Source organism: Saccharothrix sp. S26 (assembly GCF_021390395.1).
Classification (GTDB): domain Bacteria; phylum Actinomycetota; class Actinomycetes; order Mycobacteriales; family Pseudonocardiaceae; genus Actinosynnema.
This window is the reverse complement of the sequence record NZ_JAJUWT010000025.1, coordinates 121682-133595: the sequence shown is the minus strand read 5'-3', so window position 1 is coordinate 133595 and position 11914 is coordinate 121682. Positions and strand designations below refer to the sequence as shown.

Here is an 11914-nt window from a genome sequence, read left to right as displayed (position 1 = left end):
CACCCCCGCCACCGCTCATCACAGCCACCACTCAGACAGTCGACCGGCCAGACCGCCTCACCGCGCACCGCCTCACCCCCCGGCACCCCCGGCACCCCCGGCACCGCCACACCCGCGCACCCCGCACCCCGCACCCCGCACCCCGCACCGGCGAGCCAACCCGCCGCTGCGTCGCCCTCAACCTGAATTCCCTCGACCGAGGTACCGGCTCGCGCCCCGCAACGAGCCCGACGTCCCCGCGCATCAACACCACTTCGGGTAGCGCCCCGCCGGTTTGCCCTCGACCCGGCGAGCGCCCCTCCGCACCGAGCCACCAAGCCCGCGACCGAGCCCCGCCGACCGGCGAGCGCTAAGCGTCCAGCTGCTCGTTCAGCTTGGTGCGCAGCCGGAGCACCGCGCGGGTGTGCAGTTGGCACACGCGGGACTCCGTGACGCCCAGGACCTTGCCGATCTCGGCCAGCGTCAGGTTCTCGAAGTAGTACAGGGTGACCACGACGCGGTCGCGTTCGGCGAGTTGGGCGATCGCGTCGGCGAGTTGGCGGCGGCTGTCCTGGTCGACCAGGGTGGCGATCGGGTCCTCCGCGCCCTCGTCCGGCAGGGACTCGGCCAGCGACGAACCAGCGCCGCCGGTGCTGCGGCCGGCGGCGATCAGCTCGTCCAGGGCGACCACGCTGGTGAGCTGGAGCTGGGCGTAGAGCTCGCGCAGCTCGCCGAGGCCGATCTTCAGCTCGGCGGCGAGCTCGCGGTCGGTCGGGGTGCGTTGCAGGCGGCCGCCGAGGCGTTCCAGGGCGCGTTCGACGTCACGGGCGCGGCTGCGCACCGAGCGCGGCACCCAGTCCTGGGAGCGCAGGTCGTCGAGGATCGCGCCGCGGATGCGCTGCATCGCGTACGTCTCGAACTTCAGCCCTCGCTCGGGCTCGAACTTCTCGATCGCGTCGACCAGGCCGAAGATGCCCGACTGGATCAGGTCGGCCACGTCGACGTGCGCGGGCAGGCCCGTGCCGACCCGGCCGGCCACGTACTTCACCAGCGGCGCGTAGTGCAGCACGAGGCGGTCGCGCAGGGCCTGCCGGCGCGATTCGCCGTAGGTGTGCCACAGCGCGATGATCCCGGCTTCCACGTCATCGGCGGTCCTCGACTCGGACGCCGCGTGCGCGGGTCTGCCCGGGGCGGCGGGCAACGCGTGCCCGTTCGTGCCCAGCGACTCGCCGTCCACGTGGTGACCGTTCGTCCCAGTCGCGGTGCGCGCCGCCGACGAGGTCCCGACGTGCGCGGCGGAGGGAGAGGTCACGGTTGCGGTCCGCGAACCTCCCCCTGCGACGTCAGGAGCGGGGGTGGGTTCGGTCATGGATCGCCTTCAGCCGTTCGACGGTGACGTGTGTGTAGAGCTGAGTCGTTGCGAGCGTAGCGTGACCAAGTAGCTCTTGGACGGTGCGCAGGTCCGCTCCCCCTTCCAACAGGTGCGTGGCCGCGGAGTGGCGGAGACCGTGGGGGCCGGTGTCGGCCGTCTCGGGCACCGCACCCACTACATCGTGGACAACCCGCCTGGCGGTACGGGGATCGAGCCGACCGCCTCGCGCACCGAGCAGCAGCGCGCGCTGTGAACGGTCGTTGACCAGGGCGGATCGACCTTGTTCCACCCAGCGCCGTACCGCCCGTTCGGCCGGAACGCCGAACGGCACCATGCGTTCACGACTACCCTTGCCCAGAACTCGAATCACCCTTTGGGAGTAGTCCACGTCGTCGAGGTCGAGCCCGCACAGCTCGGCGACCCGGACGCCTGTCGCGTACAGCAACTCCACCACGGCTTGGTCACGCAGCGCAACCGGATCGCCCTGTTCCGCACCTGCTTCGGCAGCCGCCATGGCGGCGTCGGCCTGGTCCGGCCGCAGCACTGCGGGGAGGGTGCGGTGGGGGCGGGGCGCGGACAGCCGGGGGCCCGGGTCGGTGGCGAGCAGGCCGTTGCGGGAAGCCCAGGCGGTGAACGTTCGGGCGGAAGCGGCACGCCTGGCCATCGTCGTCCGGCTCGCGCCGGCGGAGTGCTGGGAAGCCAGCCACGACCGCAGGCCGGTCAGGTCGATCGCTTCCACGGTGGCGTTGTCGGGCGTGCCGCCGGCTAAGTGGACCAGCAGGGCGACCACGTCGCCGAGGTACGCGCGCACGGTGTGCGGTGACAGCCCGCGTTCCATCGCGAGGTGGCGTTCGTAGCGGTCCAGGGCCTCGCCGACGTCCGCGGGCAGCGCGCGACGCAGGCGAACCAGGTCGACACGACGTGTCCGAGCGGGCGGCGGCGGGGACATAGCCCCTGACGCTCCGCCCTCGAGCGCTCTTGGTCAAGTATCGCCACGCCAACTCCCGTCCTGGGAGCGCTTCCAACCGCTTTCCGTGCGCTCGGCGAGACTGGCCAGTTCCAGTTGTGGCAGCAATGCGCGCACCCGGGCCAGCTCCACACCGGACTCGACGGAGATCGCCTCCGGGCTGTGTCCGAACGTCAGGCCCAACGCTTCGAAGACCCGCATCGCGTCGCCCTGCGGCGGTCCGGTGTCGGTGTTCTTGGTCGCCTCGACCAGGTCGACGCCGAGCCGTCCGGTCGACTCGATGATCTCGGCGACGCTCGTCACGGGCAGCGCGATCCCGGATCGCAGCAGCTCGTGGCACCCGGACGAGCTGACCGAGGTGATCGGCCCGGGCACCGCCATGAGCACCCGCCCGAGCGCCGCCGTGGACGCCGCGGTGTTCTTGGCGCCGCTGCGCTGTGCGGCCTCGACGACCACGGTGCCCTCGGCGAGTGCGGCGATGAGGCGGTTGCGCGTCAGGAACCGGTGACGCGCGGGGGTGTGCGTCGGCGGGTACTCGCTCACCAACAGGCCTTGGCTCGGGATGCGTTCGAGCAGGGCGCGGTGGCCTGCCGGGTACGCGACGTCGATCCCGCAGGCCAGCACGGCGATCGTCAACCCGCCGGCCGTGATCGCGCCCCGGTGAGCGGCCCCGTCGATGCCGTAGGCCGCGCCGGACACCACGGTGACCCCGGCCTGCGCCAGCCCGAACCCGAACTCACCGGCCACGTGCTGCCCGTACCCGGAAGCCGCCCGACTGCCGACCACCGCGACCGCCCGTTCGGTGATCTTGGCCAGATCCGCCTCGCCTCGAACCCACAACGCCAACGGCTCCAACCCACACCGCAGCCCGTTGGCGGCGGCGATGGTCAGGGCGTTGAAGGGCCAGCGGGGCCACTCGTCGTCCTCGGGTCCCACCAGCCGCCCGCCGACCTTCGCAGCCGCCTCCAAGTCCTGTTCCGCCTGGTCGAGCGCCCGCCGCGCGGACGTCTGGCTGTCCACCCCGGAAGGCACCTCACCGGCCCGAACCATCTCCGCCGCCTGAACGGGCCCGACCTCCGCGACGAACCGCGCCAGCGCCGCCGCCGGCGGCTCAGCCACCCGCGACAGGTAAGCCCGCGCCAACCGGACCTGATCACTGCTCACGGCCACCGCCACCATTCATCCGGACCGAAACGGGCGGCCGAGCCGGAACCGGACCCAACCCCGACCACCGACCGGTCCACCTCGCCACCGCCCGGGCCCGCAATCGGCCACGCTCGGCTGGGGTGGGGTGCCGACTCTTGGACGGCAACCTTCGGTGATGGCGGCACGGCGGGCACGGGGGCTGCCGGGTTGGCGAAGACCGCCTTGAGCGGGGCCGAGACGAGGGCGGCTGGGGCGAGCGACACGTCTTGGGGATGCGGGAAGTTCAGCTCCACAGGGGTCGGTGACGCGAGGCTCGGCACGGCTGGGTGAAGCGGCGCTGCGCTCGAAAGCGGAGGGCTCGGTGGTCCGGGATTCGGCGCGACCGAGTTCGGTTGCCCAGGGCTCGGGGAGGTTGCGGTGAGCGGCGCGCGTTTCGGCAGGGCGAAGGTCAGTGGGGTGAGGGTCGGCGGGGTGAGGGTCGGCAGAGCGGCGATGGGTGGGGTGGCGGTCGGTGAGGCAGTGGGCAGCAGGCCGGTGGTTGGGGACATGGCGGTTGGTGAGGCCGCGGTGGATGGGGTTGTGGTGGATCGGGTGGCGGTGGATGGGGTTGAGGCCGAGGGCGGCGCGGTGGAGATCTGCGGGGTGGTGGATGGGGCCTGGGTCGGTGAGGTGGAGGCCGGTGAGGTGTGGGGTGGCGGGGTCGAGGCCAGCGAGGTAATGGCCGCCGGTGGAGGGACGGTGGGCCGGGTGACGGCGAGCGGTGGGGCGGTGGTGGGTGAGGGTGGTTGGTGAGGTGGAGGGGTCGGGGTTGGGGTTTGGGGTGGTGAGGACAGGTGGGGGTTCGTGGTCATGATTTCCTGCGCTCTCGGAATTCCAGGGCGGCGGCCACGTGGTCGGAGGTTGGTTGGTCGACTTCGGCCAGGTCGGCCAGGGTCCAGGCGACGCGCAGGCACCTGTCGGCCCCTCGGCCCGTCAGGGCCCCGGTGGTCAGGGCTCGGTCCAAAACGGTGGTCACGTGTCTGGGCAGGGCGTATTCGCGGCGCAGTGCGGGGCCCGGGACCTCGGCGTTGGTCAGCCAGCCGTGGGCGGACCAGCGTTCGGTGGCTCGGGTCCTGGCCTTGTGCACCCGCTCGCGGACGGCGGCGGTCGGTTCCGGTGGGGTGATTTCGACGCCGCTCATGGCGGTCAGCGGGCGCATCACCACTCGCAGGTCCACGCGGTCCAGCAGGGGGCCTGAGAGCTTGCTCTGGTAACGCCTGCGGGCCGCCGGCAGGCAGACGCAGTCGATGTCCTTCGGCGGGGCGCACGGGCACGGGTTCGTGGCCATCACGAGCTGGAACCGGGCCGGGTAGCGGGCGATGCCGTCCCGCCTCGCCAACCGGACCTCGCCCTCCTCCAGCGCCGTGCGCAGGGCCTCCAGCTTGGCCGCGCCGAACTCCCTCGCCTCGTCCAGGAACAGCACGCCCCGGTGCGCCCGGCTCATGGCACCCGGCTTGGCCATGCCCGTGCCGCCGCCGATCAACGCCGCGGTGGACGTCGAGTGGTGCAGCGAGACGAACGGCGGCGTGGTGACCAGCGGGGACTCCGGGGTCAGGAGCCCGGCGATGGAGTGCACCGCGGTCACGCCCAGCGCCTCCTCCTGCGACAACGGCGGCAGCAGGCCCGCCAGGCGTTGGGCCAGCATGGTCTTGCCCGTGCCCGGCGGACCGGTCAGCAGGATGTGGTGGCCACCCGCCGCCGCCACCTCGAGCGCCCACCGGGCCTCCGGCTGCCCGATGACGTCCGCCAGGTCCGGGCCGTCCGGTGGCGGGGACACCGCGGGCGGGCTGGTGTGCTGGAGCCGGTGCTCGCCGCTCAGCCACAGCAGGACGTCGGCCAGGGTGGTGGCTCCGTGCACCGTCATGCCCTCGACCAGCGCCGCCTCACGCAGGACCTCCGCCGGGACGACGGCCTCGGTCAGGCCCGCCCGCCTGGCCGCCAGCAACGCCGGCAGCACGCCCCGGACGGCACGGACCCGGCCGTCGAGCGCCAACTCGCCCAGCAGGACCGTGTCGGCCAGGCGTTCGCCCGGGATCGCCCGCGCGGCGGCCAGCACGACGCACGCGATGGCCAGGTCGTAACCGGAGCCGTTCTTGGGCAGCGTGGCCGGCGACAGGCCCAGCGTCACGCGTTGCGACGGCCAGTCGTGCCCGCTGTTGCGCACCGCCGCCTTCACGCGGTCCTTCGACTCGTGCAGGGCGGCGTCCGGCAGGCCCAGCAGCTGCGTCTTCACGGTGCCGACACCCACGTCGGCCTCGATCTCCACCGGCACGCCGTCCACGCCGAACAACGCCACCGACCACGTCCGCGCGAGCGCCATCACACACCCCGCAGGTGGTGCAGGCGGACCTTGCCCTCGGGCGGCCACTCGATCGAGATCACGTCGAACCGGATCTCCACCCGGCCGACCCGGTGCGCGCTCAGCCAGCGCAAGGCCGCCTTGCGCACCCGCTCCAGCTTCTCCGGCGTCACGGCCTCCAGCGGCGCACCGCGGGTGGTGCCCGATCGGCACTTCACCTCGACCACCACCAACACCGCGCCATCGGTGGCGACGACGTCCAGCTCACCGTCGTCGCACCGCCAGTTGCGCGCCAGGATCGACAGCCCCTGGTGCTCCAGGTACCGGCAGGCCGCGTCCTCGCCGCGCCTGCCCAGCTCGGTTGCCGTGCTCATGTCCCACTCCTCCGCGATCGGTCCTGGTTCGACCTTGCCGAGCGGGAGGAGAGCCGGCGATGGGGAGTTCGCCGACTGTGGACAACTTCAGGGGCTGTGGACAGCTCCGACGGAATTGTCGGTACCACGTGGTAATGGGCGGAACACGCAAAGGGGCCCGCCCCATCGGGCGGGCCCCTGCGACTTTGCGGGTGTCAGGAGTTGAACGGGCCGTCCTCGGGCAGCCTGAGCTCCGGTTTGTCCAACTCCTCGACGTTGACGTCCTTGAAGGTGATGACCCGGACGTTCTTCACGAACCGGGCGGGGCGGTACATGTCCCACACCCACGCGTCGGACATCCGCACCTCGAAGTAGACCTCGCCGTCCGCGTTGCGGACCTGCACGTCCACCGAGTTGGCCAGGTAGAACCGCCGCTCGGTCTCCACGACGAACGAGAACTGGCTGACGATGTCGCGGTACTCCTTGTACAGCGACAACTCCATCTCGGTCTCGTACTTCTCGAGATCCTCTGCACTCATTACGCCTCCGCGCGGGTAATCATCGAATCCGCGCCCCTCCTCGTCGCGAGCCTGCCACCGCTGGTCTGCGGGGTTGTCCCATTCTGGACCACGGCGGCGGCGACCACGCCGCGCGCCACCCGGTGCGGCGGTTCCAGCCCGTGCCGTTGCGCCGCGGCGGCCACGTTCGCATACGACCAGCGGTGTTGCGCACTCGGGCCGTGCTCCGCCAGCGCCGCCGCGTGCTCCGGCGTGCTGTAGCCCTTGTGCACGTCGAACCCGTAGACGGGCAGCTCCTCGTGCAGGCCGGTCATGATCCGGTCCCGCGTGACCTTGGCCAGCACGGACGCCGCCGCCACGCACGCGGCCACCCGGTCGCCCTTGACCACCGGCATGTTCGGCGCGGTGAGACCGGGCACCGGGAAGCCGTCGGTCAAGACGTACCCCGGATGTGCACCCAATCGTGCGACGGCACGCCGCATGCCCTCGATGTTCGCCACGTGCACGCCGATCAGGTCGACCTCGGCGGCCGGGATCACGATCACCGCGTAGTCCAGCGCGCGCTTGAGCACCAGGTCGTACATCCGGTCGCGCGCGGCGGCGGTGAGCAGCTTCGAGTCGGTGAGCCCGTCGAACTTCGCCGCGTCACCCGGCTTGAGCACGCACGACGCCACGACCAGCGGTCCCGCGCAGGCGCCCCGACCGGCCTCGTCCACGCCGGCCACCGGGCCGAACCCGCGCCGGTCCAACGCGGCCTCGAAGGCCCAGATGCCCGCCGTCTGCCGAACCTGGACGCGAGGCGGCTTGCGGATCACCTGTCGACCTTATCTCAGCCGCGAACCCCGCAACCGCGACCTCACCCGCCTGCCCAGCAGCAGCACCGGCCACGCCGCGGCCAGACCCGCGCCGGCGGGCAGCGCGTCCTGCCACGCGGGTGCGCCGATGGCAACGACCTGCGGGTTGTGGTCACCCACGCCCTGCCAGCGCGCCGGCGGCAGCACGATCACCCGCGCCTTGCCCACCACGTTGCCCACCGGCACCAGGCCGCCCTCGCGCCCGTCGCCCTGGCACCGCGAGTCGCACGAGTCGTTGCGGTTGTCACCCAGCACGAACAGGTAGCCCTCGGGGATCTTCAGCTCGGCGAACGACTCCTGCGAGGTGCTGCGACCCGGCGCCCAGTACACGTACGGCTCGTCCAGCGGCTTGCCGTCGACCATGACCCGGTTGCGGTCGTCGCAGCACTGCACGGTCTGCCCGCCGACCGCGATGACCCGCTTGACGAAGTCCTCCTCGTTCGCCGAGGGGAACCCGAGCAGCGACCCGAGGCCCTGCACCGCCCTGACCACCGGGTTCGCGGGCTCCGCGGCCACGAAGTCCTGGTTGATCCAGCTGTCCGGGCCGTGGAAGACGATCACGTCCCCGGGTTCGGGCTCGCTGAAGTCGTAGGTGAGCTTGTCGACCAGCACCCGGTCGCCGAAGCAGCCGTCGGAGCAGCCGTGCAGCGTCTGCTCCATCGACTCCGACGGGATCATGTAGACCTTCGCCAGGAACGACTGGATCAGCACCGCGAGCACCACCGCGACACCGATCAGGATCGGCAGCTCTTTCCAGAACGAGCCCTTGCGCTTGGCCGCCTTGCGCGTGCGGGCACGCCACTGCTCGACCTTTTCCTCGTGCTCCGGGCCCTCCTCGTCGGAGGGCCCGCGCGACGGTGCGACGTCTACCACGTGCTCAGCGTACCGATCAGGGCTGTGAGGCCCTGGTCAACCGCCTGCGCAACTTCCGGCCGAAGAACACCAGCGGCCACGCCGCGGCCAGCCCCGCGCCCGCCGGGATGGCGCCCTGCCAGGCGGGCGCGCCGAGCGCCACGGCCTGCGGGTTGTGGTCGCCGATGCCCTGCCAGCGCGACGGCGGCAGCACGATGACCCGAGCCTTGCCGATGACGTTCTCCTCCGGCACGGTGCCCGCCAGGCCGCCGCCGCCCTGCTTGCGGGAGTCGGTGGAGTTCGTGCGGTTGTCACCCATCACCCAGAGGTGGCCCTCGGGGACCTTGACCGGCTCGAACGGGTCGTGGTTCTCCGGTGACGTGCCGGGCTGCCAGTAGATGTACGGCTCGTCCAGCGGCTTGCCGTCGACCTTCACGCGGTGCTGCTCGTCGCAGCACTCGACGGTCTGCCCGCCGACCGCGATCACGCGCTTGACGAAGTCGCGCTCGTCCGGCGGCGCGAGGCCCACCAGCGAGGCCACCGACTGGATGCCCGCGACGACCGGGTTGTCCGAGCGGTTGGACGCGAAGTCGTTGTTGCCCCACGTCTCGGGGCCGCGGAAGACCACGACCTCGCCCGGCTCGATGTCGGTGAAGTCGTAGACCAGCTTGTCCACCAGCACCCGGTCGTTGTTGCAACCGGGGCAGCCGTGGAGGGTCTGCTCCATCGACTGCGACGGGATCACGTACACCCGCGCGAGGAACGTCTGGATCAGGACCGTGAGGACGAGCGCCGTGGCCCCGAGCACGAGCAGCTCGCGCCAGAGCGGCGGCTTCTTCTTGTCCTTCTTCGACTTGCCGCCCGCAGCCGAGTCCGGAGTGGACTCGACTGCGGGATCCTGACCGTCTTCGTCAGCGGAGCGGTGCACGGGATCTGCCACGTGGGCAGGCTACTGCTTCCGCGTGTGCCCGGCGTCAGGAGGCCGGCTTGGCCTCGCGCTTCTCCTTGATCTTCGCGGCCTTGCCGCGCAGGTCGCGGAGGTAGTACAGCTTCGCCCGGCGGACGTCACCGCGGGAGGCGACCTCGATCTCGGCGATGTTCGGGGAGTGCACCGGGAAGGTGCGCTCGACGCCGACACCGAACGAGACCTTGCGGACGGTGAAGGTCTCACGGATGCCGCCGCCCTGGCGGCGGATCACGACGCCCTGGAACACCTGGACCCGCTCGCGGGAGCCCTCGATGACGCGGACGTGGACCTTCAGCGTGTCGCCCGGCCGGAAGCTGGGGATGTCGGAGCGCAGCGACTGGGCGTCAAGAGCGTCCAGGGTGTTCATCGGTGGTCCGTCCTCGTCCTCACGTGTATTGCGTACTCCCCCAGGGCGCGGAACATCTCGAGTTACACACGCGCACGGGGGCGGGCCTAGCGCACGCCGGATGAGTTGAACCGGGTGCAGCAACCTGTCCAGTGTGCCAGACGAGGGGCGGCGGGGAGAAATCGCCCCTAGTCCAGCCCCTCCAGCAGCGCGCGGTCGTGCTTGTCGAGCGCGCCTTCGGGCAGGGCGTCGAGCAGTTCGGGCCGGCGCTCGCGGGTGCGGCGCAGCGACTGGTCGCGCCGCCACCGGTCGATCGCCTTGTGGTTGCCCGAGCGCAGCACCTCCGGCACGGCGAGGTCGCGCCACACCTCGGGCCGGGTGTAGCTGGGTCCCTCCAGCAGGCCGTCGGAGAACGAGTCCTCCGCGGCCGACTTCGGGTTGCCGAGCACGCCGGGCAGCAGCCGGGCGACGGCCTCGACCACCACCAGCACCGCCACCTCGCCGCCCACCAGCACGTAGTCGCCGATGGAGACCTCGTCCACGCGCATCCGGCGGGACGCGTCGTCCACCACCCGCTGGTCGATGCCCTCGTACCGGCCGCAGGCGAACACCAGGTGCTCCTCGGCGGCCAGCTCGTGGGCCATGCGCTGGGTGAACGGCCGACCGGCGGGCGTGGGCACGATCAGGCGGGTGGCCGGGGTGCACACCTCGTCCAGCGCCTCGCCCCACACCTGGGGCTTCATCACCATGCCGGGACCACCGCCGTACGGGCTGTCGTCCACGGCCTTGTGCACGTCGTGCGTCCAGTCGCGCAGGTCGTGCACGCCGACGCTGATCAGGCCCTTGTCGATCGCCTTGCCCAGCAGGGCGGCGCGCAGCGGGTCCAGGTACTCGGGGAAGATCGTGACGACGTCAATCCGCATCGAGCAGGCCCTCGGGCGGGTCCAGCACCACGCGCCGGCCGGCGACGTCCACCGTCGGCACGATCTCGCGCACGAACGGCACCAGGGTCTCCTGGCCGTTCGGGCGCTTGACCACCAGCAGCTCGCCGCCGGGACCGTGCACGACCTCCAGCACGGTGCCGACCTCCGTGCCGTCCGCGAGCTGCGCGGTCAGCCCTTCGAGCTCGTGGTCGTAGAACTCGTCCGGGTCGCCGGTGGGCGGCAGGTCCTCGGTGCTGCCGAGCAGCAACGTGCCGCGCAGCGTCTCGGCGACGTCACGGGTCAGCACTTCCTCGAAACGCACCAGCAGCCGCCCGGAGTGGTTCCGGGCGGCTGCGACGGTGAGGTTCCGGGACGTGCCGTCACGCAGTTTGGCGGCCAGCACCGAGCCCTTGGCGAACCGGGTCTCGGGTGAGTCCGTGCGCACGTCGACGGCGAGCTCGCCGCTGATCCCGTGCGCCTTGGCCACTCGGCCGACGACGACGTCCATGCGCGCGTTCAGCGGTCGGTGTCGACCACGTCGACGCGCACGCCACGACCACCGATACCGGCCATCACGGTGCGCAGGGCGGTCGCGGTGCGGCCGCTGCGGCCGATCACCTTGCCGAGGTCGTCCGGGTGGACGTGGACCTCGAGCGTGCGACCGCGGCGGGTCGTGACCAGGTTCACCCGGACGTCGTCCGGGTGGTCGACGATGCCCCGAACGAGGTGTTCGAGGGCGTCAGCCAACAAGCTCACGCCTCGTCCTTGGCGGCCTCGGGGGCAGTGGCCTCGGCGTCGGCCTTCTTGGCGTCGTCCTTCTTGGCCGACTTCTTCTTCGGGGTGGTCGCCTCGGTGGACGGGGCGTCGCCCGCGGCGGCCAGCGCGGCGGCGAACAGGTCCGCCTTGCTCGGCTTCGGCTCCTTGACCTTCAGCGTGCCCTCGGCGCCCGGCAGGCCCTTGAACTTCTGCCAGTCACCGGTGATCTCGAGCAGGCGCTGGACCGACTCGGTCGGCTGCGCGCCGACGCCCAGCCAGTACTGCGCGCGGTCGCTGTCCACCGCGATGAACGACGGCTCTTCCTTCGGGTGGTACTTGCCGATCGTCTCGATGGCCTTGCCGTTGCGGCGGGTGCGGGCATCGGCGACGACGATCCGGTAGTACGGCTGACGGATCTTGCCAAGCCGCTGAAGCTTGATCTTGACGGCCACGGGTGTGGGTGCTCCTCGTGCTCTCGTGTGCTCAGGTGCGGGCAGTCCTCACCCGAGTGGGGCACGGGTGGTGAAAGCCCAGGTGTCTGGG

The 11914-nt window shown here is 71.6% G+C and carries 15 protein-coding genes; 1 reads left to right on the top strand and 14 read right to left on the bottom strand.

The annotated features are described in order from the left end of the window. Nucleotides 1-349: 349 nt before the first annotated feature. The 3 genes from LZG04_RS33895 to dprA are packed head-to-tail and all read right to left on the bottom strand — an operon-like array spanning nucleotide 350 to nucleotide 3482. On the bottom strand, nucleotides 350-1348 hold the full coding sequence (locus LZG04_RS33895) for a FliA/WhiG family RNA polymerase sigma factor (protein WP_233824861.1): 999 nt from the start codon (nucleotides 1346-1348) through the stop codon (nucleotides 350-352). Beyond that, nucleotides 1323-2300 (bottom strand): tyrosine recombinase XerC, encoded by a 978-nt coding sequence (locus tag LZG04_RS33890; RefSeq protein WP_233824859.1) that lies wholly within the window; start codon nucleotides 2298-2300, stop codon nucleotides 1323-1325. The genes LZG04_RS33895 and LZG04_RS33890 overlap by 26 nt, the downstream gene beginning before the upstream one ends. A 33-nt stretch (nucleotides 2301-2333) precedes the next feature. Beyond that, nucleotides 2334-3482, bottom strand: coding sequence for a DNA-processing protein DprA (dprA, locus tag LZG04_RS33885; protein WP_233824856.1), 1149 nt, complete (start codon nucleotides 3480-3482; stop codon nucleotides 2334-2336). Nucleotides 3483-4010: 528 nt separating this feature from the next. Here dprA and LZG04_RS33880 point away from each other — a divergent pair. Further along, a complete protein-coding gene (locus tag LZG04_RS33880) occupies nucleotides 4011-4256 on the top strand; it encodes a hypothetical protein (RefSeq protein ID WP_233824854.1) in 246 nt (81 codons plus the stop codon). Nucleotides 4257-4311: 55 nt separating this feature from the next. Here the strand turns inward: LZG04_RS33880 and LZG04_RS33875 are convergent, their stop codons facing one another. From LZG04_RS33875 to rpsP, 11 genes are all read right to left on the bottom strand, one after another. Then, complete coding sequence (locus LZG04_RS33875; RefSeq protein ID WP_233824852.1) at nucleotides 4312-5823, bottom strand: YifB family Mg chelatase-like AAA ATPase; 1512 nt, start codon at nucleotides 5821-5823, stop codon at nucleotides 4312-4314. Next, nucleotides 5823-6176 (bottom strand): YraN family protein, encoded by a 354-nt coding sequence (locus tag LZG04_RS33870; protein ID WP_233824850.1) that lies wholly within the window; start codon nucleotides 6174-6176, stop codon nucleotides 5823-5825. Before LZG04_RS33870 ends, LZG04_RS33875 begins: the two co-directional genes overlap by 1 nt. A 194-nt stretch (nucleotides 6177-6370) precedes the next feature. Beyond that, nucleotides 6371-6694: a DUF2469 domain-containing protein gene (locus LZG04_RS33865; protein ID WP_033431454.1), complete on the bottom strand. Its 324-nt coding sequence runs from the start codon at nucleotides 6692-6694 to the stop codon at nucleotides 6371-6373. Further along, entirely contained in the window at nucleotides 6694-7488 is a 795-nt protein-coding gene (locus tag LZG04_RS33860) for a ribonuclease HII (RefSeq protein ID WP_233824848.1), read from the bottom strand. The genes LZG04_RS33865 and LZG04_RS33860 overlap by 1 nt, the downstream gene beginning before the upstream one ends. Nucleotides 7489-7497: 9 nt before the next feature. After that, nucleotides 7498-8400: a signal peptidase I gene (gene lepB, locus LZG04_RS33855; RefSeq protein WP_233824846.1), complete on the bottom strand. Its 903-nt coding sequence runs from the start codon at nucleotides 8398-8400 to the stop codon at nucleotides 7498-7500. A gap of 16 nt (nucleotides 8401-8416) precedes the next feature. After that, nucleotides 8417-9319, bottom strand: coding sequence for a signal peptidase I (lepB, locus tag LZG04_RS33850; protein WP_233824844.1), 903 nt, complete (start codon nucleotides 9317-9319; stop codon nucleotides 8417-8419). Nucleotides 9320-9353: 34 nt separating this feature from the next. Beyond that, nucleotides 9354-9713: a 50S ribosomal protein L19 gene (gene rplS, locus LZG04_RS33845; RefSeq protein WP_073896548.1), complete on the bottom strand. Its 360-nt coding sequence runs from the start codon at nucleotides 9711-9713 to the stop codon at nucleotides 9354-9356. 167 nt (nucleotides 9714-9880) lie between these two features. Beyond that, nucleotides 9881-10615, bottom strand: coding sequence for a tRNA (guanosine(37)-N1)-methyltransferase TrmD (gene trmD / locus LZG04_RS33840; RefSeq protein ID WP_233824842.1), 735 nt, complete (start codon nucleotides 10613-10615; stop codon nucleotides 9881-9883). Further along, complete coding sequence (gene rimM, locus LZG04_RS33835) at nucleotides 10605-11123, bottom strand: ribosome maturation factor RimM (protein WP_233824839.1); 519 nt, start codon at nucleotides 11121-11123, stop codon at nucleotides 10605-10607. Before rimM ends, trmD begins: the two co-directional genes overlap by 11 nt. 8 nt (nucleotides 11124-11131) lie before the next feature. Then, nucleotides 11132-11371 (bottom strand): RNA-binding protein, encoded by a 240-nt coding sequence (locus LZG04_RS33830; RefSeq protein ID WP_015104447.1) that lies wholly within the window; start codon nucleotides 11369-11371, stop codon nucleotides 11132-11134. After that, nucleotides 11368-11823 carry a 30S ribosomal protein S16 gene (rpsP, locus tag LZG04_RS33825; RefSeq protein WP_233824837.1) on the bottom strand — a complete coding sequence of 152 codons (456 nt, stop codon included), beginning with the start codon at nucleotides 11821-11823 and terminating at the stop codon, nucleotides 11368-11370. Before rpsP ends, LZG04_RS33830 begins: the two co-directional genes overlap by 4 nt. Nucleotides 11824-11914: the final 91 nt, after the last annotated feature.

Excerpts from the sequence above, each read along its gene's own strand:
- LZG04_RS33875 (WP_233824852.1), bottom strand. The coding sequence starts at position 5,823 with ATGGCGCTCGCGCGGACGTGGTCGGTGGCGTTGTTCGGCGTGGACGGC.
- LZG04_RS33865 (WP_033431454.1), bottom strand. The coding sequence starts at position 6,694 with ATGAGTGCAGAGGATCTCGAGAAGTACGAGACCGAGATGGAGTTGTCG.
- LZG04_RS33895 (WP_233824861.1), bottom strand. The coding sequence starts at position 1,348 with ATGACCGAACCCACCCCCGCTCCTGACGTCGCAGGGGGAGGTTCGCGG.
- rplS (WP_073896548.1), bottom strand. The coding sequence starts at position 9,713 with ATGAACACCCTGGACGCTCTTGACGCCCAGTCGCTGCGCTCCGACATC.
- rimM (WP_233824839.1), bottom strand. The coding sequence starts at position 11,123 with ATGGACGTCGTCGTCGGCCGAGTGGCCAAGGCGCACGGGATCAGCGGC.
- LZG04_RS33890 (WP_233824859.1), bottom strand. The coding sequence starts at position 2,300 with ATGTCCCCGCCGCCGCCCGCTCGGACACGTCGTGTCGACCTGGTTCGC.
- LZG04_RS33880 (WP_233824854.1), top strand. The coding sequence starts at position 4,011 with ATGGCGGTTGGTGAGGCCGCGGTGGATGGGGTTGTGGTGGATCGGGTG.
- LZG04_RS33870 (WP_233824850.1), bottom strand. The coding sequence starts at position 6,176 with ATGAGCACGGCAACCGAGCTGGGCAGGCGCGGCGAGGACGCGGCCTGC.
- trmD (WP_233824842.1), bottom strand. The coding sequence starts at position 10,615 with ATGCGGATTGACGTCGTCACGATCTTCCCCGAGTACCTGGACCCGCTG.